24 protein-coding genes, 1 pseudogene and 1 riboswitch are annotated in these 25,400 nt (G+C 40.6%); of the genes and pseudogenes, 20 read left to right on the top strand and 5 right to left on the bottom strand.

The features are described from left to right. Positions 1–6: 6 nt before the first annotated feature. The 4 genes and pseudogenes from ABZ559_RS08100 (at position 7) to asnS (ending at position 3,404) form a co-directional block, all read left to right on the top strand. Complete coding sequence (locus ABZ559_RS08100; protein ID WP_367005905.1) at positions 7–477, top strand: DUF5590 domain-containing protein; 471 nt, start codon at positions 7–9, stop codon at positions 475–477. Beyond that, complete coding sequence (locus tag ABZ559_RS08095; RefSeq protein WP_367005903.1) at positions 474–1,658, top strand: pyridoxal phosphate-dependent aminotransferase; 1,185 nt, start codon at positions 474–476, stop codon at positions 1,656–1,658. Before ABZ559_RS08100 ends, ABZ559_RS08095 begins: the two co-directional genes overlap by 4 nt. 8 nt (positions 1,659–1,666) lie before the next feature. Then, positions 1,667–2,041: pseudogene (locus tag ABZ559_RS08090) on the top strand (VOC family protein). A 16-nt stretch (positions 2,042–2,057) separates the two neighbouring features. Beyond that, positions 2,058–3,404 carry an asparagine--tRNA ligase gene (gene asnS / locus ABZ559_RS08085; protein WP_367005901.1) on the top strand — a complete coding sequence of 449 codons (1,347 nt, stop codon included), beginning with the start codon at positions 2,058–2,060 and terminating at the stop codon, positions 3,402–3,404. Between the two features lie 61 nt (positions 3,405–3,465). On the opposite strand, the gene ABZ559_RS08080 is transcribed toward asnS, so the two are convergent. The 4 genes from ABZ559_RS08080 to ABZ559_RS08065 all read right to left on the bottom strand — a co-directional run bounded on the left by ABZ559_RS08080 (position 3,466) and on the right by ABZ559_RS08065 (position 9,938). After that, entirely contained in the window at positions 3,466–4,014 is a 549-nt protein-coding gene (locus ABZ559_RS08080; RefSeq protein ID WP_367005899.1) for an ECF transporter S component, read from the bottom strand. Between the two features lie 5 nt (positions 4,015–4,019). Beyond that, positions 4,020–5,000: a nucleoside hydrolase gene (locus tag ABZ559_RS08075; protein WP_273414394.1), complete on the bottom strand. Its 981-nt coding sequence runs from the start codon at positions 4,998–5,000 to the stop codon at positions 4,020–4,022. 92 nt (positions 5,001–5,092) lie between these two features. Then, a riboswitch (PreQ1 riboswitch) is annotated at positions 5,093–5,137 on the bottom strand. A 429-nt stretch (positions 5,138–5,566) separates the two neighbouring features. After that, positions 5,567–8,152, bottom strand: coding sequence for an acyl-CoA dehydratase activase-related protein (locus ABZ559_RS08070; RefSeq protein WP_367005897.1), 2,586 nt, complete (start codon positions 8,150–8,152; stop codon positions 5,567–5,569). A 10-nt stretch (positions 8,153–8,162) separates the two neighbouring features. Next, positions 8,163–9,938 (bottom strand): acyl-CoA dehydratase activase, encoded by a 1,776-nt coding sequence (locus ABZ559_RS08065; protein WP_367005896.1) that lies wholly within the window; start codon positions 9,936–9,938, stop codon positions 8,163–8,165. 186 nt (positions 9,939–10,124) lie between these two features. Here ABZ559_RS08065 and ABZ559_RS08060 point away from each other — a divergent pair, with 186 nt between their 5' ends. From ABZ559_RS08060 to ABZ559_RS07985, 16 genes are all read left to right on the top strand, one after another. Further along, positions 10,125–10,733, top strand: coding sequence for a TetR/AcrR family transcriptional regulator (locus tag ABZ559_RS08060; RefSeq protein ID WP_367005894.1), 609 nt, complete (start codon positions 10,125–10,127; stop codon positions 10,731–10,733). 60 nt (positions 10,734–10,793) lie between these two features. After that, positions 10,794–11,570 carry a DUF1003 domain-containing protein gene (locus ABZ559_RS08055; protein WP_367005893.1) on the top strand — a complete coding sequence of 259 codons (777 nt, stop codon included), beginning with the start codon at positions 10,794–10,796 and terminating at the stop codon, positions 11,568–11,570. A 14-nt stretch (positions 11,571–11,584) separates the two neighbouring features. Beyond that, positions 11,585–12,475, top strand: a complete 891-nt coding sequence (gene rapZ, locus ABZ559_RS08050) for an RNase adapter RapZ (protein WP_273414631.1) — start codon at positions 11,585–11,587, stop codon at positions 12,473–12,475. Further along, positions 12,472–13,449, top strand: coding sequence for a YvcK family protein (locus ABZ559_RS08045; RefSeq protein ID WP_367005891.1), 978 nt, complete (start codon positions 12,472–12,474; stop codon positions 13,447–13,449). The genes rapZ and ABZ559_RS08045 overlap by 4 nt, the downstream gene beginning before the upstream one ends. Continuing rightward, entirely contained in the window at positions 13,446–14,357 is a 912-nt protein-coding gene (gene whiA, locus ABZ559_RS08040; protein ID WP_367005889.1) for a DNA-binding protein WhiA, read from the top strand. Before ABZ559_RS08045 ends, whiA begins: the two co-directional genes overlap by 4 nt. Positions 14,358–14,792: 435 nt before the next feature. Continuing rightward, a complete protein-coding gene (locus ABZ559_RS08035) occupies positions 14,793–15,335 on the top strand; it encodes a GNAT family N-acetyltransferase (protein ID WP_367005888.1) in 543 nt (180 codons plus the stop codon). Positions 15,336–15,446: 111 nt separating this feature from the next. Then, a complete protein-coding gene (locus tag ABZ559_RS08030) occupies positions 15,447–15,974 on the top strand; it encodes a GNAT family N-acetyltransferase (protein ID WP_367005887.1) in 528 nt (175 codons plus the stop codon). Continuing rightward, positions 15,964–16,671, top strand: a complete 708-nt coding sequence (locus tag ABZ559_RS08025) for a GNAT family protein (protein WP_367005886.1) — start codon at positions 15,964–15,966, stop codon at positions 16,669–16,671. Before ABZ559_RS08030 ends, ABZ559_RS08025 begins: the two co-directional genes overlap by 11 nt. Continuing rightward, on the top strand, positions 16,668–17,288 hold the full coding sequence (locus ABZ559_RS08020) for an HAD-IA family hydrolase (RefSeq protein ID WP_367005885.1): 621 nt from the start codon (positions 16,668–16,670) through the stop codon (positions 17,286–17,288). Before ABZ559_RS08025 ends, ABZ559_RS08020 begins: the two co-directional genes overlap by 4 nt. After that, positions 17,288–17,650 (top strand): DUF6054 family protein, encoded by a 363-nt coding sequence (locus tag ABZ559_RS08015; RefSeq protein WP_273414639.1) that lies wholly within the window; start codon positions 17,288–17,290, stop codon positions 17,648–17,650. Before ABZ559_RS08020 ends, ABZ559_RS08015 begins: the two co-directional genes overlap by 1 nt. Before the next feature lie 88 nt (positions 17,651–17,738). Next, positions 17,739–18,440: an O-methyltransferase gene (locus ABZ559_RS08010; protein ID WP_367005884.1), complete on the top strand. Its 702-nt coding sequence runs from the start codon at positions 17,739–17,741 to the stop codon at positions 18,438–18,440. Between the two features lie 69 nt (positions 18,441–18,509). Next, entirely contained in the window at positions 18,510–19,520 is a 1,011-nt protein-coding gene (gene prsA / locus ABZ559_RS08005; RefSeq protein WP_018376317.1) for a peptidylprolyl isomerase PrsA, read from the top strand. Positions 19,521–19,752: 232 nt separating this feature from the next. Beyond that, positions 19,753–20,250 (top strand): LURP-one-related family protein, encoded by a 498-nt coding sequence (locus ABZ559_RS08000; RefSeq protein ID WP_273414642.1) that lies wholly within the window; start codon positions 19,753–19,755, stop codon positions 20,248–20,250. Between the two features lie 158 nt (positions 20,251–20,408). Further along, positions 20,409–23,027, top strand: coding sequence for an alanine--tRNA ligase (gene alaS / locus ABZ559_RS07995; protein WP_367005883.1), 2,619 nt, complete (start codon positions 20,409–20,411; stop codon positions 23,025–23,027). Positions 23,028–23,228: 201 nt separating this feature from the next. After that, positions 23,229–23,963: a PHP domain-containing protein gene (locus ABZ559_RS07990; protein ID WP_018376320.1), complete on the top strand. Its 735-nt coding sequence runs from the start codon at positions 23,229–23,231 to the stop codon at positions 23,961–23,963. 147 nt (positions 23,964–24,110) lie between these two features. Further along, the gene (locus tag ABZ559_RS07985) at positions 24,111–25,049 is read left to right on the top strand and encodes an alpha/beta hydrolase (protein WP_367005881.1); all 939 of its coding nucleotides are present in this window, start codon (positions 24,111–24,113) and stop codon (positions 25,047–25,049) included. Between the two features lie 37 nt (positions 25,050–25,086). Here ABZ559_RS07985 and ABZ559_RS07980 read toward each other — a convergent pair whose 3' ends face one another. Continuing rightward, positions 25,087–25,263, bottom strand: coding sequence for a DUF3042 family protein (locus tag ABZ559_RS07980; RefSeq protein WP_018363455.1), 177 nt, complete (start codon positions 25,261–25,263; stop codon positions 25,087–25,089). Between the last annotated feature and the right edge of the window lie 137 nt (positions 25,264–25,400).

Genomic DNA, 25,400 nt, shown 5'->3' with positions numbered 1-25,400 from the left:
TGTTCAATGAAAAAATTAACACCAGTGAAGCAATATTTACTGGGCTTTAGCTTTGTCTTTATCGCTCTTCTGATTGCAACAGTTGTCATGTTTTATTCAGCCATAAAACCTCGCAAAGATGCGGAGAGAGAGGCTGTCAGCGTAGCTCAAAATTATGCTAAGTTGACTAAGGTAAGCTCTGTCGATGTTTACAATGGTAGCAGTGCTTATTATAGTGTCTATGGTAGTGATAGCAAAGGAAAGAGCAAAGTTGTTGTCATTTCCAAGAAAAATCAGAAAATTTATATTTTTGATTTGTCATCTGGCATTACCCAGAAACAAGCCAAAGCATCCGCTAAGCAAGAAGGTGCTAAGACAATCTCACGAGTGGTTTTTGGTCTTCGTGATGGAAAGCCGATTTGGGAAGTTAAGGCAGAAAATGGCTATTATCTTATTGATTTTGAAACAGGTGAACTCGTTAAAAGGGAGGGTATATGACGAAACTATCAAACCGTGTTTTGGAAATGGAAGAAAGTGTGACCTTGGCAGCCAGTGCGCGTGCGAAAGCATTGAAAGCGCAAGGGCGTGATATTTTATCTTTAACTCTGGGGGAGCCAGATTTTGTAACACCAAAAAACATCCAAGATGCTGCGATTAAGTCAATTCAAAATGGACAGGCAAGTTTTTATACTGTAGCTTCAGGTCTACCAGAATTAAAAGATGCTATCGGAACCTACATGGAAAACTTTTATGGTTACACTGTTCCACGAAATCAAATAGTTGTAGGAACAGGGGCAAAATATATCTTGTATGCCTTGTTTGCCACAGTCTTAAATCCAGGTGATGAAGTCATTATTCCAACTCCTTGCTGGGTTTCTTATGTTGATCAAGTGAAGATGGTTGATGGCGTACCTGTAACAGTCCAAACAAAGGAAGCCAATCATTTTAAGGCAACAGTTGAACAATTAGAAAATGCACGAACTGATAAATCTAAAGTCCTTTTGCTCAATTCACCATCTAATCCGACAGGTATGATATACAGCAGAGAAGAACTACAGGCCATCGGTGACTGGGCTGTAGAACATGACATCCTTATTTTGGCTGATGATATTTACGGGCGTCTCGTTTATAATGGCAATGAATTTACAGCGATTTCAAGCTTGTCTGAGGCCATTCGGAAACAGACTATTGTTGTTAATGGGGTGTCCAAGACCTATGCTATGACCGGTTGGCGTGTTGGTTTTGCAGTTGGTGATTCAGAAATTATCTCTGGCATGGCTAAAGTTATCAGCCAAACAACCTCAAATCTTACGGCTGTTTCACAGTATGCTGCCATTGAAGCTTTAACTGGTGATCAATCGTCCATTGAAACCATGCGTCAAGCTTTTGAAGAACGCCTAAATACTATTTATCCTCTATTAGCTGAGATTCCTGGCTTTAAGGTGATTAAGCCACAAGGTGCCTTTTACCTTTTCCCAAATGTCAAAAAAGCTATGGAGATGAAAGGTTATACAGACGTGACAGCGTTTACGAATGCTATTTTAGAAGAAGCAGAAGTTGCCTTGGTAACAGGTGCAGGGTTTGGTGCCCCTGAGAATGTTCGTTTGAGCTATGCGACTGACCTTGATACCCTTAAAGAAGCTGTTCGCCGTATTAAAGAGTTCATGGAAAAGAACTAGGGTGTTTTATGATTGACCACTTTAGTATTTGTGTTAAAAATCTACAGTCTCAACAGCCTTCTATCGAAAAACTTTGGAGCCACTTAGTTATAAATTAAGTTTCGACAATGAATATGCTGTTAGCTTTGGTGAGTCTAGAGGAGTGATTCTGTTGGAGATTTTTGGTTGTAGAGTGGTCAAGCAAATCCCAGTCACTTTGCTTTTAATGCAAAGAGGCGTAATAAGTTGAATCCTTTTACCATATAGGTTTAGCTGCTGGTGGCAAAGATAATGGCGCTCCTTAGGAACGTAACCATTATCATGAGGGTTATGACGCAGCCTTTATCATTGATCCAGACGGTAATAATATCGAGGCTGTTTGTCACAAAGAGGAATACAATTAGAAAAGAGAAAAAGTTAATGTCTAGAAAATTAGTAACGATTATTGATGTGCCTAAGCATGTAGGAGAAGAAGTGACTATTGGTGCTTGGGTTGCCAACAAATCTGGGAAGGGGAAGATTGCCTTTCTTCAACTTCGAGATGGCTCTGCTTTTTTCCAAGCAGTTGCTTTTAAACCAAATTTCCTTGAAAAATTTGGTGAAGAAGAAGGAGCTGCTAAGTTTGATACCATCAAACGTTTGAGCCAAGAAACGTCTGTTTATGTGACTGGCATCGTCAAAGAAGACGAACGTTCCAAATTTGGTTATGAACTTGATGTGACTGATCTTGATGTGATTGGCGAGTCTGTTGATTACCCTATCACACCAAAAGAACACGGTACTGACTTCTTGATGGACAATCGTCATCTCTGGTTGCGTTCACGTAAGCAGGTTGCCATTCAGCAAGTTCGTAATGCGATTATCTATGCGACTTATGAATTTTTCGAGAAAAATGGCTTTATCAAGTTCGATAGCCCGATTCTTTCTGGAAATGCAGCTGAAGATTCAACAGAGCTTTTTGAAACAGATTATTTCGGAAGCCCAGCCTACCTCAGTCAATCAGGTCAGCTTTACCTAGAAGCTGGTGCTATGGCCCTTGGTCGTGTCTTTGACTTTGGTCCTGTTTTCCGTGCGGAAAAATCTAAAACTCGCCGTCACTTGACAGAGTTCTGGATGATGGATGCCGAGTATTCCTTCCTCTCACATGAGGAGTCACTTGACTTGCAAGAAGCATATGTTAAAGCTTTGATGCAAGGGGTTATCGACCGTGCCCCGCAGGCACTTGAAACCCTTGGGCGTGATGTTGATGCATTGAAGCGTTACATTGCAGAACCATTTAAGCGCGTGTCTTATGATGATGCCATTAGCCTTCTTCAAGAGCATGAGGCAGATGAAGATACGGATTATGAACATTTGGAGCATGGGGATGACTTTGGTTCACCACATGAAACATGGATTTCAAACTACTTTGGTGTCCCAACCTTTGTGGTTAACTATCCAGCAAGTTTCAAAGCTTTCTACATGAAACCAGTTCCTGGTAATCCAGAGCGCGTGCTTTGTGCGGACCTTTTAGCCCCTGAAGGTTACGGTGAAATCATTGGTGGTTCTATGCGTGAGGATGATTATGATGCTCTTGTTGCTAAGATGGATGAGCTTGGCATGGACAAGTCAGAGTACGAGTTCTACCTTGACCTTCGTAAATACGGATCAGTACCACACGGCGGCTTTGGTATCGGAATTGAGCGAATGGTGACCTTTGTTGCTGGTACAAAACACATCCGAGAAGCCATCCCATTCCCACGTATGTTGCACCGTCTCAAACCTTAACAGTCTGGTAAGACAGACAATAATAAAAATCCTTTGGTATTGAAACCAGAGGATTTTTTGACTAATCAAGCAGACTAGGGGTATATTTTTTCAATGATTTGACAACTGCGATGACGATGATGAGGCTAAGTAGTCGGTCAATGTAGTCGGTACTTGCCTGTACCAAAATAAGGCTAGTTGTCATGTCAACCCCCATGCTGTGCAGAAATTGGGCAAGTAGGCTCGACCCGCTTGATGTGATTCCATGAAAAAGAATAACAGTGATGGCTGATGACACAATGGTTCCTGGTAGGGAAACGAGTAAGCTTTTCCAAATCAAGCTCGTAGCTTTGCTATTTTTCTTAACCAAAAAACCAGCAATGACAGCCACAAGGATGGCAACTGGAGAAAAATAGAGGGAGAAGATATCCGTCGTCATCCAGCTCAGCAAAGCGCTGATGATAGCAGCAGCAGCTCCAAGCCAAGGGCCGAAGACAACTGCAACGAGTAGCGTGCCGATGGTATCAAGGTAGAGGGGCAGGCGCAGGAAAAGCGCGATATTGGCTCCAACATAATTGATGGCAATGGCAATAGCCATAAAGGCAATCAGGTGGGCGTGTGATTTTTTCATGTTTTTTATCCTAACTGTAAATTATTTAGGTCATGTGCGATGACCTCTTTTTGTGCATTAAGAATGACAGTTAGAAAATCCGTCCAGAATAAGTGGGTATTGACTGAGGTTAAAATGGTGCTATTACTAGGTTTGTGGTGGAAGTGATACTGATCAACCACGGTTTGGCCTATGGCAAGACCATCCGTTACGACATCAGTGTAGCTATCAAAACCAGTGCAAATATCGTCATTGATAAAATGGGCAATTGCTAAAGGATCATTGATGACACAACCAATGATATGCTCGTACTCCCAGTGAAAATCAAAGTAAAAGCGGGTAATTTTGGCAATGAAGTCAACCATTCTAGAATTGAGGCGGCTCATGTACTCTAGGTGATTAGGGGTTAGGACAATGCTGCGCGTGACATCAAGTCCTACCATTTCCACCTGACGACCGAGCATTTGGAAAACTTGCTGGGCAGCATGGGGATCACACCAATAGTTGTATTCCGCAACAGGTGAACAGTTACCATGGGATTTGAAGCTACCGCCCATACTGACGAAGCGGCTGCAGTGCTGACCCAAGTTTGGGTTACGCTCAATGGCCTTAGCGATATTTGTTAGTGGTCCAAGAGCAATGATGGCCGTATCTTGCTCACTAGCGAAATAGTCCGCTAAGAAAGCGTCAGCTGATTGCTCCTGAACCCGATAACTAGTCTTAAGCTGGAAATCATTTTCTCCTAGACCATCCATGCCATGGGTGTCCTGTGCAGACACATAGTTACGAACTAGTGGTGTAGCTGCTCCCTTATAAACAGGTATGTCCAAGCGGTTCAGCAATTCCAAACTGACAAAGGCATTTTTGACACCAAGTTCAATAGGGCTATTGCCAGCCACAACGGTCACAGCCACCACCTCAAGCTCTGGGTGCTGCAAAGCATAGAGCAGAGCCAAAGTGTCATCAATGCCTGGATCGCAGTCAATGATAATTTTTTTCTTGGTCATTGTAGTCTCCTTTCCTTTCAAATTAAAAGAGCCTTGTTAAAAAACAAAGCTCCTCAAAAACGGCCTTACACGAGACCTTTTATGTTTTTTGCAGTCACTTAGTTTTTTATTCTGGGAAGTTTTCGAACCAGTCCAGAAGCGAACTTCTGATTTATGCACGTTTATTATTATAATACGGATTGGTGGATTTGTAAACTAAGCGTGAAAAAGAAGTGTCACCTTTCAAAAAATCATACTCATATTGACTTCAACAGTGGGAGGCATTAGAAAATTGGAAATGAAGATAAAAATCGAGACTGGAACAAAAAGATTTTGATGTTTGAAATTCTTTATCGCCCATTCTTCAAATTGATAAATTAGCTATAAAAAGCGAACAAGATAGAATTCTGAGTGTCAGAAAACTAATTTTGTTCGCTTTTTATAGTCTTTTAGTTTGCTTTTAGTACAAGGCAACGAGCTGCAGGCTGTACTGGAGTACGGCAAGGCGAGTTAAGGAAGTATTAAAAGATAAACTAGTTGACTATATATTTAGGATTGGACTTTTGTTCCAGCCTCGAAGTTAGCTTTTATGCTTGAGTTTTGTTCATTTTCTTAGCAGTAGTCATCATGAGACGAATACGATTGAGTTGGTTGACTTCTGATGATCCTGGATCGTAATCGATTGGAGCGATGTTTGCACCCTTGTATTGACGGCGCAATTCTTTGACCATCCCTTTTCCGACGATATGGTTAGGCAGGCAACCAAATGGTTGTAGGCAGACGATGTTCTTGACATCGTTATTGAGCAGTTCAATCATTTCACCGGTCAGGAACCAACCTTCACCAGTGTGGTTACCAATTGAGATAATCTTAGAAGCACCTTCTGCGATGTCATAGATAGACTCAATACCTTCAAAGCGTTCAGATTTTTCTAAAGCCTTGTTCATTGGTTTTTCAAGGAGCTTGATGACATCAATACCTAGTTTGGCAAAGCGGCGAGCTTTTTGACTCATGTTAAGTTCGTCAGCTTTCCAGATTTGGTTAAAGAGTGAGTAATTCATAAATCCAATTAGGTCAGGGACAACAGCTTCGCCTCCTTCGCGTTCGATAATCCCAACGATATCATTGTTAGCCGTTGGGGCGTATTTGACGAGGATTTCACCGACGACACCAACCCGCGGTTTGCTGTCAAAGTCGATAGTTTCAAGAGTGTCAAATTCTTTAATAATACGTTTCATGTTGCGGTTGAACTCAAAGTATGAGCCTGTCTTGATGTTGTGTTTGGCGGTGCTCAGCCATTTATCATAAAGGGCATTGGCAGAGCCAGGGACAGCCTCGTAAGGGCGGACACGGTAAAGGACACGCTCAAAGAGGTCACCATAGAGGACGCTGATGAGTAGGCGCTTAACAAAGGGAAGGGTGAGGTTCCAACCTGGGGTTTCCTCAGTCCCTTGGTTACCCATAGAGATGGAAACAACGGGGATTTGTGGGAAGCCAGCATCTTTAAGCCCTTTGCGAAGGAGTGGGATATAGTTGGTAGCACGACAGCCACCACCAGTTTGCGTCATCATGACACTGGTATTGTCAAGGTCGTACTTGCCAGATTGAAGGGCTTCAAGGATTTGTCCGATAGAGATGATAGCAGGATAGCAGGCATCGTTGTGGACAAATTTGAGGCCGACATCAACGGCTTGACGATCCATTGCTGGCAGAATTACGACATTGTAACCGGCTTGCTTGAAGGCTTCTTCGATAAGACCGTTTTGGTGAATAGGCGAGAGCATTGGCATAAGCAGCGTGTGGGTCTTCTTCATTTCCTTAGTGAAGGCTGGCTCTTGCTTGTGTTCTTCCTCCTCTAGTTCTTTTGAAAATTGCGGAGCTTGATTGAAGATGTGGTCTAGGTTGCCTTTTTTCAACTTGGCATCTCGTTCTTCCACGGCAGCCTTGAGCGAACGTAGGCGAATGCGGATGGCCCCCATATTGCTGCCTTCATCAATTTTTAAGACAGTATAGAGTTTGTTGTGACCACGCATGATTTCTTCAACTTGATCAGTGGTAACGGCATCCAATCCGCAGCCGAAACTGTTAAGTTGAACCAATTCCAGATTAGGATTTTTTGCAACAACTCTAGCTGCTGCATAAAGACGCGAATGATAGACCCATTGATTGACAACACGCAAGCCATTGACTTCCTCTAAGCCTGAGACCATGTCTTCGGTAAGCACATGAAAGCCCTCTTGGGTGATGATGTTGGCAATTCCATGATTGATTTCAGGGTCGAGGTGATAAGGGCGCCCAGATAGGACAATGGCTTTTTCGTTTTTCATGGCAAGACTGGTTAGCAATTCGTCTGCTTTATCTTGAAGGTCTTTTTTGAAGTCATCAAGAGCCTTATAACCATTATTAACAGCTGTACGAATTTGTTCGATGGTGATGTCCTTGTAGGTGGCAAAAGCTTTTGATAAAGAATGCACCAAGGTTTCAGGGTCAGCCAGGTTGACGAAAGGATGGTAGAAAGTCACTTCACCGTCACGGATAGGATCCATATTCTTTTCAATAACTTCTGGATAGCCTTGAACAATAGGGCAATTATAGTGGTTAGGGGCCTTGCTATTTTCGATGCGTTCGTAGATAACACTAGGATAAAAGATGGCATCTACTTGCTTGTCAATCAAGGCTTGGATGTGACCGTGAACCAGCTTAGCAGGGTAGCAGACTGTATCAGATGGGATGGTCTCAATTCCTTTTTCGAATAAAGTTTTGTCTGATTTGGGTGAAATCTGTACACGAAAGCCAAGGTCAGTCAGGATAGTATGCCAAAGTGGATAGTTTTCATACATGTTCAGCACACGTGGAATACCAATTGTACCATGAACTGCGTCACGTTTTGATAAGGTTTTGAATTTGAAGAGTTTCTTGTATTTGTAATCAACGAGATTTTCTTTGGCATTGCTACGGTCAAATTTGATTTTGGTGACTTTTTCAGCACCGCGTTCGCAGCGGTTTCCTGTAACGAATTTTGAACCATCAGGAAAAATGGTGACTGTTAGTGCACAGTTGTTTTCGCAGAGACCGCAGCGGGTGAATTCTTTCTCAGATGTGAAGCTATCTAGTTCGTCCAAGCTCATCAGGCTAGAACCAACTCTGCTATTTTTAAATTTATCTTCAACCATTTAATTCTCCTTATGTCATGGCAACTGCTTCATGAGTTTGTGCATGGATCTCATCTTCGTATTTTTCTTGAGCAATGAGAGCGCAGCCATAAGCTCCCATGAGTCCGGCAATGCTTGGGCGGACAACTTCGCGGCCAGAGACAAGTTCAAAGGCACGCAGAACTGCTTCGTTATAAAAGGTACCGCCTTGCACAACAATTTTTTCACCGAGGTCTTCGGGGCGTTTGAGTTTGATAACTTTGTAGAGAGCATTTTTGATGACTGAGTAGGAAAGCCCTGCAGAAATGTCAGCAACGGTTGCCCCTTCTTTTTGGACTTGTTTAACTTTAGAGTTCATGAAGACGGTACATTTAGAACCGAGGTCAACCGGGTGCTCTGCCAGCAAGGCAACTTGAGCGAAGTCTTTGACATCGTATTTAAGCGATTTAGCAAAGGTTTCAATAAAGGAGCCGCAGCCAGACGAGCAAGCCTCGTTGAGTTGGATGCTTGAGAGGGCTCCGTCTTGGACAGACATGGCTTTCATGTCTTGTCCACCGATGTCAAGGATAAAGTCAACGCCGGGATTGAAGTAGTTGGCAGCCTTGAAGTGTGCTACCGTTTCAACTTCACCGTAATCTACACGAAGCGCAGCCTTAATCAGATTTTCACCGTAGCCCGTCACACAAGAACGAGCAATATAGGCTTCTTCTGGCAACTGATGATAGATTTCCTTGATAACGGCAATGACAGATTCCAGAGGTTGTCCCTTGTTGCTGCCGTAGTGTTGGAAAAGAATATTGCCATCTGGGTCGGTCAGGATGAGCTTAGAAGTGGTGGAGCCTGCATCAATTCCGAGAAAGACTGGACCAGAAGCATTAGCGATATCTTTATATTGAGCGCTAGCTTCATTATGGCGTTGGCGCCAAATATCTAACTCATTTTGATCTTTGAAAAGGACATCCAAAGTATTTTTAGGCACCAGTGATTCCGAGGTATTGTGATTGAGGTTATCAATAATTTGTGATATTTTGAGCACCGTTTGGTCTTCGTCAAAGGCTGCCCCCATGGCAACGAAGAGTTGTGGATTTTCTGGGAAAATCACATTTTCAGGTGCGATATTGAGCGTTTCAATGAAACGTTGGCGCAATTCACTCATGAAGTAGAGTGGTCCACCTAAAAAAGCAATATTTCCGGTAATTTTACGTCCTGATGCTAGACCTGCTATGGTTTGATTGACTACTGCTTGGAAAATGGAAGCAGCGATGTCTTCCTTGCGGGCTCCTTCATTGATAAGGGGTTGTACGTCAGTTTTGGCGAAAACCCCGCAGCGACTGGCGATAGGATAGATGGTTTCATAGCCCTTGGCTAATTCGTTGACGCCATTAGCATCTGTTTTGAGTAGTTCTGCCATTTGATCAATGAAAGCACCTGTCCCACCAGCACAAGTTCCGTTCATGCGTTGCTCAAGTGCGTCACCAAAGAAAGTCATCTTGGCATCTTCACCACCCAACTCAATAACGACATCAGTTTGTGGGATAAGCTTCTCAACAGTAGTTGTAGCCGCAATAACTTCTTGAACAAAAGGAATTTCAGCAGCGTCAGACAAACCCATACCACCTGAACCTGTAATGGCAATGGAGACCACTTGGTCACCAATTTCTGAGATAGCTTCTTGCAAAACTTTAATGGTTGCCGTCTTGACATCTGAGTAATGACGTTCATAGCGAGCAAAAAGTAGATTATTATCTTCATCGAAAACAACGACTTTGACCGTTGTTGACCCAACATCTATACCAGTTTTGTACATTTATCTTTCCTCATTTTCTAGGCGACAATTTGTCAGCCTATCAACATTCTGTTGCTTATTCAACAGAGTGTTTGTTATAATAATATTATAAAACTATGTTTGTCAAATACAATCGTTGATTTTGGGGAATCTGTTGTTTAAACAACACCTAACTAACAATTTGTTGTTTATCTTAGAGGAAAATCTATGAAATTTACTGATATTCGCTATTTAAGAACTGAAAAGTTAATTTTTGATTCATTTACAAAATTGCTGAGTCAGAAAGAATATGAAAAAATTACGGTTCAGGATATTGCTGATGAAGCTATGATTAACCGTGCCACCTTTTATGCCCATTACGCCGATAAAGAAGCCCTTCAGCAAGGTATTCAGCAGCAAATGTTGCAGCAAATGTCTGACATGATTGATGCTGCTCAGATTGCGACAGAAGATACGGTTATGGTCAAAAAAGCAGAGCAACTTTTAGCTGACTATTATCGAACACTTGAAAAAAATAGTTCTTTGGCTCAAATTGCTCTAAAGAGTATTTCACAAGAAATTATGCAAAAAGGATTCGGGGACTTAGTTAGGGAAAAGTATGCCCATATCTTAAGTAGGCTTAATGTGACAGAGTCAGGCCAGCCAGTCCCGACTGATTTTATCGTTGCCTATCTAACTAGTATTTTTACAGGAACTTTATCGTGGTGGATAAAATCTGGTTTTGACATGCCAGCTAAGGAACTTGCTCGTTTGGTGATTACTTTAATTAGCAATGGTCATCTGACTGTTCTTGGTATTAGCATTAATAGAGACTAAAAAACGCTGAGAATTCAGTGATTTTTTGCTATAATAGGTCGTGGAAAGAAGGTGGAGCCGATGTCGGAGGAGGAATGGATTATTGATGGAATTGATCATCTTAACTACCGTGCAGTTGAGGGTGTTTACTTATCTGAATTAAATGTCGGACTTAAAAAGTTGATTTTACATGATTATCCGGAGTTATCTGATGGTAGTTTTGTGAGTAATGTTCATTTGGTGAAGTATCGTTTGATATTTATGAAAAACGTTATTGATAAAGCTAATAAAAAGAACGACTATGTTCGTGAGACTGTTTATGAAGTTACAAAAAATCAAGCCTATGAAACAATGGATGTGCAGGAAGAGTGGGACAATACGATTACTTTTGGTCAGAAAATAGCTGACATTGTCGCACGTTTTGGAGGTTCTTGGACATTTATTATCTCCTTTGTTTTTTTAATGGCGGTTTGGATGGCGTTCAATGTTTTGAAACCGTTTGGTCTTGTTTTTGATGCTTATCCCTTCATTTTATTGAATTTGGCTCTGTCAACACTAGCTGCCATTCAGGCTCCTTTAATTATGATGAGTCAGAATCGTTCTTCTGATTATGATCGTTTGCAGGCTAAAAATGACTATAGGGTTAATCAGAAATCAGAGCAAGGTATCCGACTTTTGCACACCAAAATTGATCACCTTGTGCAGCAAGATCAGTCAGATTTGTTGGAAATTCAGAAGTTACAAACAGAAATGCTCGCTTCCATGACCCAGCAAATAGCTGTTTTGCAGGCTAGTAATCAAGAATTACTTGGGAAAATAAGACATCTAGAGAGAACAGACTATTCTGTAAGTGATTAGAAAAGGGAGAAATTATGTTAGACTCAAAAATTAACTTGGTCATTGTTACAGGAATGAGTGGAGCTGGAAAGACTGTTGCTATCCAATCTTTTGAAGATTTAGGCTATTTTACGATTGATAATATGCCGCCCGCCTTAGTTCCCAAATTTTTGGAACTAATTGGTCAGTCTGAGGACTATGACAAAGTAGCACTTGTTGTCGATATGCGTAGCCGTCAGTTTTTCAGTGAAGTTAATACTGTCCTTGATAAGATTGAATCAAATGAAAAACTTAACTTTAAGATTCTATTTTTAGATGCGACAGACGGCGAACTGGTATCACGCTATAAAGAAACACGGCGCAGTCATCCTCTAGCAGCGGATGGTCGTATTATGGATGGAATTAAGTTAGAACGTGAATTATTGGCTCCACTGAAGAGTTTGAGTCAAAATGTTGTGGACACTACTGAGTTAACACCTCGTCAACTTAGAAAAACGATAACAGACCAGTTTTCAAACTCTGGAGAACACACAACATTTCGTATAGAAGTCCTCAGTTTCGGTTTTAAATATGGCTTACCTCTTGATGCAGATCTCGTATTTGATGTGCGGTTTTTGCCAAATCCTTATTATATGCCAGAATTGCGAAATTTGACTGGGCTTGATAACCCCGTTTACACCTATGTTATGGGACATAAAGAATCAGAAGAATTTTACCAACATTTGTTGGCTCTATTGCAGCCTATTTTACCAGGCTACCAAAAAGAAGGAAAATCAGTTTTGACTATTGCTATTGGTTGCACGGGAGGTCAACATAGAAGTACAGCATTCGCTCATCGCTTGGCTGAAGATTTAAAGTCGGACTGGCTTGTTAATGAAAGCCATCGTGACAAAGATCGTCGTAAGGAGACTGTTAATCGCTCATGAGAAAACCTAAAATTACCGTTATTGGAGGCGGGACAGGCATTCCTGTCATACTGAACAGCCTTAGACATGAAGATGTTGATATTACGGCAATTGTAACTGTCGCTGACGACGGAGGATCATCTGGTCAGTTACGCTCAGTTATGCAATTGACACCACCCGGCGATTTGCGCAATGTTCTAGTTGCCATGAGCGATATGCCAAAGTTTTATGAAAAAATTTTCCAATATCGCTTTGCAGAAGGTGATGGTGCTTTGGCAGGTCATCCTTTGGGGAATCTTATTATTTCTGGAATCGCAGAAATGCAAGGTTCCACCTACAATGCTATGCAAATTTTGACTAAATTCTTTCATGTGACTGGAAAGATTTACCCAGCTAGTGAAAACCCATTGACATTGCATGCCATCTTTAAAGATGGTCATGAAGTTGTTGGTGAGAGTCACATTGCCGACTATCAAGGGATGATTGACCGCGTCTATGTGACAAATACTTACAATGAAGAAGAACCAACCGCAAGCCGTAAGGTGGTTCAAACTATCATGGAAAGTGACATGATTGTCCTTGGACCAGGTTCGCTTTTTACCTCGATTTTGCCTAACCTTGTTATTCCTGAAATTAGGCAAGCACTTTTGGATACCAAAGCGGAAGTTGCTTATGTCTGCAATATTATGACACAGCGTGGTGAGACAGAGCATTTTACGGATGCAGACCACGTGGCTGTCCTCAATCGTCACCTTGGTTTAGATGTCATTGACACCGTTTTGGTCAATATCGAAAAAGTTCCTCAGACTTATATGAATTCCAACAAATTTGATGAATACTTGGTACAGGTAGAGCATGATTTTAAGAACTTGCGTAAACTGGCTAAGACCGTTATTTCTTCTAATTTTTTACGTTTGGAAAATGGCGGAGCTTTTCACGATGGCAAACGTGTGGTTGATGAATTGATGAATTTAGTCAAGGTGAAGCGCCGATGAGTTTTACAATAAAAGTGAAAGAAGAACTCCTAACCTTAGCGATTTCAGATAAGAATGAACTTTCAGCTATCATCAAAATGTCAGGCAGCCTTGGTCTAACTGGTCAAGGCTTAACATTATCCATCACCACTGAAAATGCCAAAATTGCTAGACATATCTATAACCTTGTCGAAAGTATCTATAGCCTCACACCAGAAATCAAATATCACCAGAAGACTAATCTCCGTAAAAATCGGGTTTACAATGTTTTTGTTACTGAAAATGTTGAAGAAATTTTGTCTGATTTGCAGTTAGCAGACTCATTCTTTGGTATTGAAACGGGCATCAAGCCTAGTATTTTAGAAGATGATGAGAAAGGGCGTTCTTATTTACGCGGTGCATTTTTGGCGACAGGAACCATTCGTGACCCCGAATCGGGAAAGTACCAGCTGGAGATTTTTTCAGTCTATCAAGATCATGCTGAAGACTTAGCAGACCTCATGCGAAAATTTATGCTGGATGCTAAGGTCATTGAACACAAAAATGGTTCGATAACTTACTTGCAAAAGGCCGAAGACATCATGGATTTTCTCATTGTCATTGGGGCTATGGCTTGCCGCGAAGCTTTTGAGGAAGTCAAAATTATGCGGGAAACCCGAAACGACATCAATCGAGCTAATAATGCTGAGACAGCCAACATTGCTAAGACCATTACAGCCAGTATGAAAACCATTAACAATATCGTTAAGATTATGGACACAGTTGGTTTGGAGGCTCTGCCTGTTGAACTACAACAGATTGCCCAAGTCAGAGTGGCTCATCCTGACTACTCCATTCAGCAGATAGCCGATAGCTTGGAAATACCAATCACCAAGAGTGGTGTCAATCACCGTCTGCGTAAGATTAACAAAATTGCTGATGATTTGTAAACTTTTATGTACTACTTGAAGATGTTATCGGCCTCTCTATGGGAGCTTACCTTAGGAACTTTAACGTTTGTGTGGGCATATTTTTCGAAAAACTAACTCCAGATGTTGCTGACTTTCAGTTTCACTTCCGCATTGCTGACACGAACTAAGTTTGCTTTATTTCAAACTTTCTAAAGCACCATTCAGACCGTTGTAGCTAGTCTGATTTTGGTTTTCATTGAGTATTTAGAAACTGTATTCACAGTTCAGCACTTCTATCCAAGGCTAGTTTTTGTGCTACTCCCCGTTAGTTTTTTTCAAAATACAGTCAGTGTTCCCTCAAAAAACTGCCTTGATGAGCAAAAAAATATCTCTTATCTATAAGCAATTCTCTTGTGAATATAGGTTTTTACAATAGATTTGTATTTTGTAGCCAGATATAAGGAGGAAAGTGAATTGAGTTCAAAAGCATGTATGGAGATTCGAAAGATTAAAAGCTGTGACCGAGAAGCTTTTGAAAAATTTAATGCTGCCATGTTAGCAGATAAAGAAAATAATCCTTTTGTGGAATGGTGGGATGTGTCTGATTTTGATGAATTTGTCAGACAGAGTGACCAATCAGAGGTCAAATTATCTAATCAGACTTGGCCCCCTTTTACTCGCTATTTTGCTTTTAGCAGTGGGCAGATTGCAGGGTTAGTGATCTGCTTCTGGGAATTAGATCATCCTGATTGTCAGACGTTAGGGCATTTTGGTTATATGGTAGCTCCGAGCTTTCGTAGACAAGGTCTGGCAAGCAGATTATTTACCTTTGCTCTTGAACATTACCGTCAGCTAGGAGCTAATCAGGTCTTTGTGGCGACAGATGAGGACAATGTGGCCAGTCGCGGTTTGATTGAAAAGATGGGCGGTCAGTTGCTTGCTCTGGAAACTATTCCTTACCACGATAAAGTCTTAAAGTCTGCTCGATACAGTTTTGATTTGAATAAAAGAGACTAACGAAAAACTTGATTGACCGATTGTCTCCTAATTGAGTGATTTATCGGCTGATTAACTAACTGTTAGAGCTAATACCTATCAATTGTACTTATTTATTATTTGGAGAAGACGATGGAAATCAGAAAATTAGAATTAAGTGATCAAGTAGCATTTGAAGAATTTCAAGCAAAGTTGTTGGACGAAAAAGCAGCAGGAAACAGCTTTATTGAAACTAAAAAAGTAGAGGATTTTGCAGCTTTTGTTGAAAAATCTAAGCGTTTTGAAACCCAGACAGACAATCCTGAGTGGTCAACCTCCACTAATTATTATGCTTTTGTGGATGAGAGTATTGTAGGACGGATTGACTGCCGCTGGCAAATTGAAAAGGGAGATTTATTACGTATCGGCGGTCATATCGGCTATGCTACTGCACCAGACTTTCGTCAGCAAGGTGTGATGACAAAACTTTTAGCATTTGCACTTGAACAATATCGTCAAAGAGGGATCAAACGTGTTCTGATAACTGCCCGTGAAGATAATCTTCCTAGTCGTAAGACGATTGAGAAGGTTGGTGGGAAATTGGAAAATATTCTTCCCCTAGAAGACGGTCATCATTTAGCGCGTTATTGGATAAATTTGGAGGATAAGCATGTCAGTTAATCGTTTTGGACAAGAAATTGGAGAGGCTTTACCTGATTTTAAAACAGGGGAACTTCCGACTGTTGAGACTTTGGAAGGACGATACTGTGTTGTTGAGCATTTAAACGTTAGCCAGCACTTTGAAGATATTGTTGACTTTTATTGTGACAATGTGGTATTGTCTGACTGGACTTACTTATTTGATGAGCCGTTTGACTCACCCGATACCGTTCGTGAACGTTTAGAGACCTATGAACAATCAAGCAATCCCTACTTTTTTGCCATTCGAGATAAGGCAAGCGACAAAATTTTAGGGACTTTTTCGCTCATGCGGATTGATACGAATAATCGCTCAGTAGAAATGGGAAGAGTTATTTACGCACCAGCATTGCAAAAAACACGAGCCGCAACAGAGGCACAGTATCTTGTCATGACCTATGTTTTTGAAACCTTGGGCTACCGTCGCTACGAATGGAAGTGTGACAATCTTAATTTTCCTTCTGCTAAGGCTGCTAGACGTCTAGGATTTACATATGAAGGTACTTTCCGAAATCATGTTATTTACAAGGACAGAAGTCGTGATACTGACTGGTTTGCGATGACTGATCAAGATTGGCCCGTTACTAAAGCAGTCTTAGAAAGCTGGTTGGCACCTGAAAATTTTGATACGGCTGGTCGACAAAGATATTCTTTACAGGAAATCAGGGAGAGAAGATGAAAACCGTCAGTTTTATTTGGGATTTTGATGGGACGCTAGTGGAGTCTTACGATGCTATCCGTCAGGTATTGATTTTGCTTTATGACACTTACGAATGGCCGATGGATGAGGACTTTGTTTTTGATTTTATCATCAAGGAGTCTGTCGGGGAACTTTTACGTCGTTTGGCAGCGGAGCACGATGTGCCTTTTGAAGAATTGTTGTGCTTTTTCAATCGTGAACAAGAAGCGCGTGACCACATGATAAACCTCGTGCCTCATGCTAAAGCAGCTCTGCAATTTACCCAAGAAAGAGGTATCCAAAACTTTATCTACACTCATAAGGGAGCGACGACAAAAGCAGTGCTGGCTCGATTAGGCATTGATCAGTATTTTACAGAGGTTATCACCTCGGCTAATGGTTTTATTCGTAAACCCCATCCTGAAGGCATTAACTATTTGTTAGACAAGTACAAGCTGGACAAGGAGAAGGCTTACTATATTGGCGACCGTAAACTGGATGTTGAGGTGGCAGAACATGCTGGTATCAAGTCTATCAATCTAAACCAGCCCGACTCTTCCATCAATGATAAAATTGCTGACTTGTCGGAAATAATAACGATTTTCGGAGGTGAGTGATGGACTTACGAGCCAAACAATTGATTGGAAATTTTTCGGCGACATTGGAGGAGGTAACTGCTCTTTTAAAAGAACAACTGGAAGGTAAATTAATCTTTGAAAGCTGGCGAACAACAACAGATACCAAGGTAGTCCTTCTTATATTTGAATATTATTATATGGTAAGTGGAGGAGCAGTGTTTTCTAATTCAGAGAGTTCAAGTTTGACCATTATGCTGACCCAAAATCCAGATTATCAAACTGCTGATCTTGTTGGATCAGGTCATGGTGGAAGAATGTTTTCAGAAATCGGTCAGAACTGGAGTCATGTCTTGGATGCTGAAAAAATTCTTTATCGGAATGGTTTTTCAAATTATCGCTAAGACTAAAATTTCCAGTACTTACTAGGATTTTTTTGCTATAATAGGACAGTTGACAGTTTTGTCAAAATGCAAGAGAAAAGGGAGAAAGATGGTTCAATCTTACAGTAAAAATGCCAATCACAACATGCGCCGTCCTGTTGTGTCTGAAAATATCGTTCATTTTATGAGGACTCGTCAAAAGCAAAATGAAGCTCATTTGGCAAAATTAGAAGCATTTGCACACCAAGAAAATATTCCTATTATTCCCCATGAAACAGTGGCCTATTTTCGATTTTTAATGCAAACTATTCAACCCAAAAATATTTTAGAAATTGGAACAGCCATAGGTTTTTCCGCACTCTTGATGGCTGAAAATGCGCCGCAGGCAAAGATTACGACTATTGATCGCAACGAGGAAATGATTGGTTTTGCAAAGGAAAATTTTGAAAAATACGATACAAGAAATCAAATTCAACTTCTAGAAGGTGATGCCGTCGATTTATTGGTCGGTCTGAAAGAGACTTATGATTTTGTTTTTATGGATTCAGCAAAGTCAAAATACATTGTCTTTTTGCCAGAAATTTTAAATCATCTTACAGTTGGTGGTGTCATTATTATGGATGATATTTTTCAAGGTGGCGACGTAGCTAGACCTATTTTGGAGGTTCGTCGTGGTCAACGAACCATCTACAAAGGGCTTCAACGTTTATTCGACGCAACGCTGACACACCCTGATTTGACGACTAGTCTGGTGCCATTAGGTGATGGACTTTTGATGATTCGGAAAAATACTGAAAATATTGTCCTATAATTTAAGGCATTTTTAAGAAAATATGGTACAATAATAGAGTTAATGACAATTTAAGGAGTTATATTTAACATGGCAAACAAGAAAAAAGGTTTGAACAAAGCTGTTACAGGGATTGCAACTGTTGCAGTAACTGCTCTTTTAGCATCAGGTGTGACTTATCTTGCTGTTAAAAACGGTGATTCTGAGAGTACGAATCTAGTTACCTTAAAAGGTGACACTATCACAGTTTCAGACTTTTTCAAATCTGTGAAAAATACCTCATCAGCTCAGCAATCAATGTTGACTTTGGTTTTGACACGAGTTTTTGAACAACAATATGGTGACAAAGTTTCTGACAAAGAAGTTACTGACGCATATAATAAAACAGCTTCTTCCTATGGTTCATCATTCTCAAGTGCCCTTACTCAAGCTGGTCTTACAACTGAAAGCTACAAACAACAAATTCGTACAACAAAGTTGGTTGAGTACGCAGTGGAACAAGCGGCTAAAAAAGAATTGACAACTAAGAATTATAAGGCTGCATACGAAACTTACAATCCAGAAACAAAAGCACTTGTCATTAAGCTATCAGATGAGGAAACAGCAAAAACCGTTCTTGAATCTGTCAAAGCAGAAGGCGCAGACTTTGAATCAATTGCTAAAGAAAAGACAACGGAGGCTGATAAAAAAGTAAGTTATACTTTTGACTCAGCAGATACAACTTTACCAAGCGATGTCATGTCAGCGGCCTTTAAACTTGATAAAGATGGTATTTCAGATGTTATCTCGGTCCTTGATTCTTCTACTTATACGTATTCTTATTACATTGTAAAAACGACAGAAAAGACTGAAAAAGATTCTGACTGGAAAACGTATAAGAAACGTTTGAAGAAATTGCTCATGGCTAAGTACCAAAGTGATACTAGCTTCCAAAACAAAGTAATTGCTGCGGCTCTTGAAAAAGCTAATGTGAAAATTAAAGACAGCGCATTTGCAGACATCTTGTCACAATATGCAACAAGCTCATCAAGCTCAAGTAGTTCATCGTCTACATCTTCAAGTACAACAGAATCTACAACTGAAAGTTCTTCAGATAAATAATTTAACTTGACCGTGTCTCGAAAAGCTTGTATAATAAAGTGTTGAGAATTGTTTTTCGTTGCCCTAATACAGAAAAATGGCGGTTGCTGCGAGCCATAGATGGGTGAAGAACATGCTACTCAATACGACAATTTAAGATAATAAAAAGGATGACAAGTTCATTGAATGAAGGTGGTACCGCGGTTCTCGCCCTTCGTGATATGGGCTTGTCTTTTAAATTGAGGAAGGTATAATGACGACATTCCAAATCAAACAAAAGATGTGGTCTCTCGGAGGAAAGTTTACTATTACAGACGAATTGGGAATTCCAACTTATCAAGTGGAGGGTTCTTTTTTCAAAATACCTAAGACGTTTTCCATTACAGATATGCAGGGAAATCTAGTCAGTCGAATTGACAAACAATTCATGACTTTTTTACCAAAATTTGATGTGGTTCTGGCTGATGGTACATCTTTTACCATTAAGAAAGAATTTACGTTTTTCAAACCTCGTTATAGCATTGAGGGACTAGGCATTGATGTTCAGGGAGATTTCTGGGATATGAACTTTCATCTGACTCAGAATGGTCAAGAAGTTGCCAGAATTTCTCAGGAGTGGTTGCGCCTGACATCAACTTATCGTATTGAAGTTTATGATAATCAATATGCAGATTTGGTTATATCACTTGTCATTGCCATTGACTACGTCAAAGAAATGGAACACCACGCAGCAAATAGCGCTTCCAATTAAATTTTATAAAAACAAAGAAAGGAAAGGGGAGCGAGTTCATGTTGAAATGAACTCGGGTTACGGACTTTGTCAAAAAGAGAAACACTTCCTAGACGCAAGCGTCTTCGTCAAGTTTCCTATTTTGACGGTGTCCGCTTAACACCCTTAGTATCTTAATTATGAAACAATTATCTTCTGCACAAATTCGTCAAATGTGGCTTGATTTCTGGAAATCGAAAGGTCACTCAGTTGAGCCTTCAGCCAATCTTGTTCCCGTCAACGATCCGACACTTTTATGGATTAACTCTGGTGTGGCAACTCTCAAAAAATATTTTGATGGTTCTGTTATTCCTGAAAACCCACGTATCACTAATGCTCAAAAATCAATTCGTACCAATGATATTGAAAATGTTGGTAAAACAGCTCGCCACCATACCATGTTTGAAATGCTAGGAAATTTCTCTATTGGAGATTATTTCCGAGATGAAGCGATTGAATGGGGCTTTGAACTGTTGACAAGTCCAGAGTGGTTTGATTTTCCAAAAGATAAACTTTATATGACTTACTACCCTGACGACAAAGATTCTTATAACCGCTGGATTGCTTGTGGAGTAGAACCAGACCACTTAGTACCAATCGAAGATAATTTCTGGGAAATTGGTGCGGGTCCTTCAGGACCAGATACAGAAATCTTCTTTGATCGTGGGGAAGACTTTGATCCAGAACATATCGGACTTCGTCTTTTGGCTGAGGACATTGAAAACGATCGTTACATTGAAATCTGGAATATCGTTTTATCACAATTCAACGCTGATCCTGCTGTTCCACGTTCTGAGTACAAGGAACTTCCTAATAAAAATATTGATACGGGTGCTGGTCTTGAACGTTTGGCTGCTGTGATGCAAGGAGCTAAAACGAACTTTGAAACCGATCTCTTCATGCCAATTATCCGCGAAGTTGAAAAATTGTCTGGCAAGACCTATGATCCAGACGGTGATAATATGAGTTTTAAAGTTATAGCCGACCACATTCGTGCTCTCTCATTTGCTATCGGTGATGGTGCTCTACCAGGAAACGAAGGTCGAGGCTATGTTCTTCGTCGTCTTCTCCGTCGCGCAGTTATGCATGGTCGTCGTCTTGGTATTGGTGACACTTTCCTCTACAAACTTGTTCCAACTGTTGGAAAGATTATGGAAAGTTACTATCCAGAAATTCTTGAAAAACGTGATTTCATTGAAAAGATTGTGAAGCGTGAAGAAGAAACTTTTGCACGGACTATTGATGCTGGAAGCGGTCATTTGGATCAATTGCTAGCGCAATTAAAAGAGGCAGGTAAGAATACACTTGAAGGTAAAGATATCTTTAAACTTTACGATACCTATGGTTTTCCAGTCGAATTGACTGAGGAGTTAGCAGAAGATGCAGGTTATAAGATTGATCATGAAGGCTTCAGAGTAGCTATGAAAGAACAGCAAGAACGTGCACGAGCTGCTGTTGTCAAAGGCGGTTCAATGGGCATGCAAAACGAAACCCTTGCAGGTATTGTAGAACCTTCAGTCTTCAACTATGACAAAGAGGTGTTGGATAGTACACTTTCAGTTATCATCACTGATAATGAACGTTCAGAAGTAGTATCTGAAGGTCAAGCTCTTCTTGTCTTCGCAGAAACACCATTCTATGCTGAAATGGGTGGTCAAGTGGCTGATCATGGTGTCATCAAGAATGAAAAGGGTGATACTGTTGCGCGTGTGACAGATGTGCAAAAAGCACCAAATGGTCAAGCCCTTCATACTGTTGATATCTTAGCAAGTCTTTCTCAGGGCACAACTTATACCCTTGAAATTGATAGTAGCCGTCGTCACCGTGTCATGAAAAATCACACAGCTACTCATTTGCTTCATGCCGCTCTGCACAATATTATCGGCGAACATGCCACTCAGGCTGGATCCCTCAACGAAGTTGAATTTTTGCGTTTTGACTTCACACATTTTGAAGCAGTTACAGCAGAAGAACTTCGTCAGATTGAAGAACAGGTTAATGAACAAATCTGGAATGCTATCCCAGTTACAACTATTGAAACAGACATTGATACGGCTAAAAACATGGGAGCTATGGCTCTTTTTGGTGAAAAATATGGTAAGAATGTTCGTGTGGTTTCAATTGGTGATTATTCTGTTGAGCTTTGTGGTGGTACTCACATCAAGAATACCTCAGAAATCGGCCTTTTCAAGATTGTCAAAGAAGAAGGTATCGGTTCAGGAACACGCCGTATTCTCGCTGTGACAAGTCGTGAAGCTTTCCTTGCTTATCGCGAAGAAGAAGATGCCCTTCGCGCGATTGCAGCGACAATCAAATCACCTCAGATCAAAGAGACTTCAAACAAAGTTGCGAGTCTTGCTGAGGAGCTCCGCCATTTACAAAAAGAAAATGCAGAGCTTAAAGAAAAAGCAGCTGCGGCCGCTGCTAGTGAAGTCTTTAAGGACGTTAAGGATGTTAACGGTGTGCGTTACATTGCAAGCCAAGTATCTGTCTCAGATGCTGGCGCCCTTCGCACTTTTGCCGATAACTGGAAACAAAAAGATTACTCTGATGTCCTTGTCCTTGTAGCAGCCATTGGTGAAAAAGTAAATGTCCTTGTAGCAAGTAAAACCAAGGATGTTCATGCCGGTAACCTTATCAAAGTTTTAGCACCAATTGTATCAGGTCGTGGTGGCGGTAAGCCAGATATGGCTATGGCAGGTGGTAGTGATGCCTCAGCTATCAAAGACTTGATTGCTGCAGTAGCGAAAAATTTATAAGGTAACACTTTGCTAAAGTAAATACAAAGACTGGAATGGCTTCGTTCCAGTCTTTTTGTTATAATTAACTTATACTCAATGAAAATCAAAAGTAGCCTAGGAAACGAAGCCGACGATGGAACTTGAGTTCATCAAGGCAAGTTGACAACGGATAATTTTGATTTTCGAAGAGTATTACTTAAATTTGAGAGGAGTAACTTTATGCGCGACAATCACTTACACACCCACTTTTCCTATGATTCTGACGCTAGATTTGAGGATTATTTGCTTCACTATGATGGTGAGATTGTGACGACAGAACATTATGATCTGTCTAATCCATACACAGGACAGGATGATATCCCTGATTATGAGGCTTATTCTAAGGAAATTGCAGAGCTTAATGATAAATACGGTAATCGTATCAAGCGCGGTATTGAAATCGGATATTACCAACCCCGTGAGGCTGATATCATAAGCTTCTTAGCCGATAAGGACTATGATTTGAAACTCCTTTCTGTCCATCATAATGGTGTCAATGATTATCTGGATGATGAAATCGCCACCATGGACAAGAACGTTATCATACAAGAATATCTGGATAAGTTGGAATATGCCATTGGGCGTGTAGAGGCAGATGTGTTAGCGCATTTCGATTATGGCTTTCGCTTGTTTGATGTGACAGTTGATGAATTAAAAATTTATGAACCTCAGTTGCGCCGCATTTTCCAAAAGATGATTGACTATAACCTAGCCTTTGAACTCAATAGCAAATCCATGTATCTCTATCATCATGAACACCTTTATCGCTACGCTCTAGAACTAGTTAAAGAATTGGAATGTCACAAATATGCCATTGGTTCTGATGGTCATAAACTCGAGCATTTCCGATTGTCTTTTGATAAAATCCAAACTATTTTGGATGAGTTTGGGATTGAAGCAATAGAAGTCATTTAAACAGATGGCGATTTGAAAGTTTTTGTCATTCTTTACATCTGTTATGAGCAACAAAATCTGTTAAGGTCAAAAAGAAGTATGTAAGAATATTTGAACTCGTTGGCATTGTTGTTCAAATCTCCTTAAGTGGCTATTTAAAGAAAGTTAATGAAGTCAATGATATTTAAAATACTTGTTTCTATTGTTCTGCTTTTTTTACTGATCTTGTCAGTAAGCTATCACCATCACCGCAAACTCTTGCAAAAAGAGCAGAACTTGATGAAGCCACTGGGTAAGCTAGTAGAAGTGGACGAGCATAAGATGAGTATTTTCATCGCGGGAAAAGGGGATAGGACGATCGTCTTTCTCTCAGGTGGGGGCACGCCCTCGCCTATCTTGGACTTTAAGGCTCTGACTTCTCGACTGACCGACTCTTACCGTATCGTGGTGATCGAAAAGTTTGGTTATGGCTTTTCTGATGACGTAAAAGAGGAGCGTCCTATTGCTAAAATTTTGGAAAATAGCAGAGCTGCCCTACAGAAGGCAGGTGTAGAAGGACCTTATGTGTTGCTACCCCATTCTATTTCTGGAATTGAGGCCATCTATTGGGCGCAACAATATCCTGATGAAGTGTCAGCGATTATCGGTTTAGACATGGCCGTGCCAGCGGTTTACGATAATTATCCGCTGAATCCGCCTCTGATTGATTGGCTGCATGCCATTGCTTCGCTGGGGCTTACCCGCTGGTTTCCTAAGATAGTAGATAAAGGACTGTTTAAACATAATCAGTTGACTGAACAGGAAAAATCAAGCTATAGAGCTATTTTTCATAGAAGACCGCTGTCAGATAATGTTGTCCAAGAAGTCAAGGCCATTAAAGCCAATTCTCGTCTGGTCAAAAAAGGAAAAATTCCACAAGTACCAACGCTCTTATTTACATCAAATGGTCAAGGAACAAATCTTGGCAGTAAAAGATGGCAGCAACTTCAAAAAGACTATGCCAAAGAAGTCAAGGGTAGCCAGATCATTTCACTCAATGTTCCCCACTATGTGCACGATTATGCCTATGAGAAAGTAGCAGTGGCCATCAAGACATTTTTAAACTAAAAAAGCCGCTCCGTAGCAGAACGGCTTTTTTATAGACTTAGTGTGACACGCGTTTACGTGCTGCTTTCTTGCGGTTTTCTTGAATGAAAGCAGCTTTTTCTTCTTCTGGGTCAATGATTGTTTTCTTGACGGCATAAACAGCGCCAGCAACTGCAGCAGCAGTTCCGACAACACCAGTAGCAAGTCCTTTTACAAATGCAAATTTTTTAGCCATAGTAGTCTCCTTATCGATGAAATAGATTAGACTATAAGTCTCTTCATCTTATGTTATAATAATGGTAACGAAAAATGGTTTAAATTTCAAGTGAAAGTATCATAATGGTGAAAAAATCAGACCTAGGACTGAGTTTT

The organism is Streptococcus sp. ZY19097 (assembly GCF_040731245.1).
GTDB classification, from domain to species: domain Bacteria; phylum Bacillota; class Bacilli; order Lactobacillales; family Streptococcaceae; genus Streptococcus; species Streptococcus orisratti.
The sequence above is the reverse complement of the archived record's forward strand: the minus strand, read 5'-3'. Positions and strand labels throughout refer to the sequence as shown.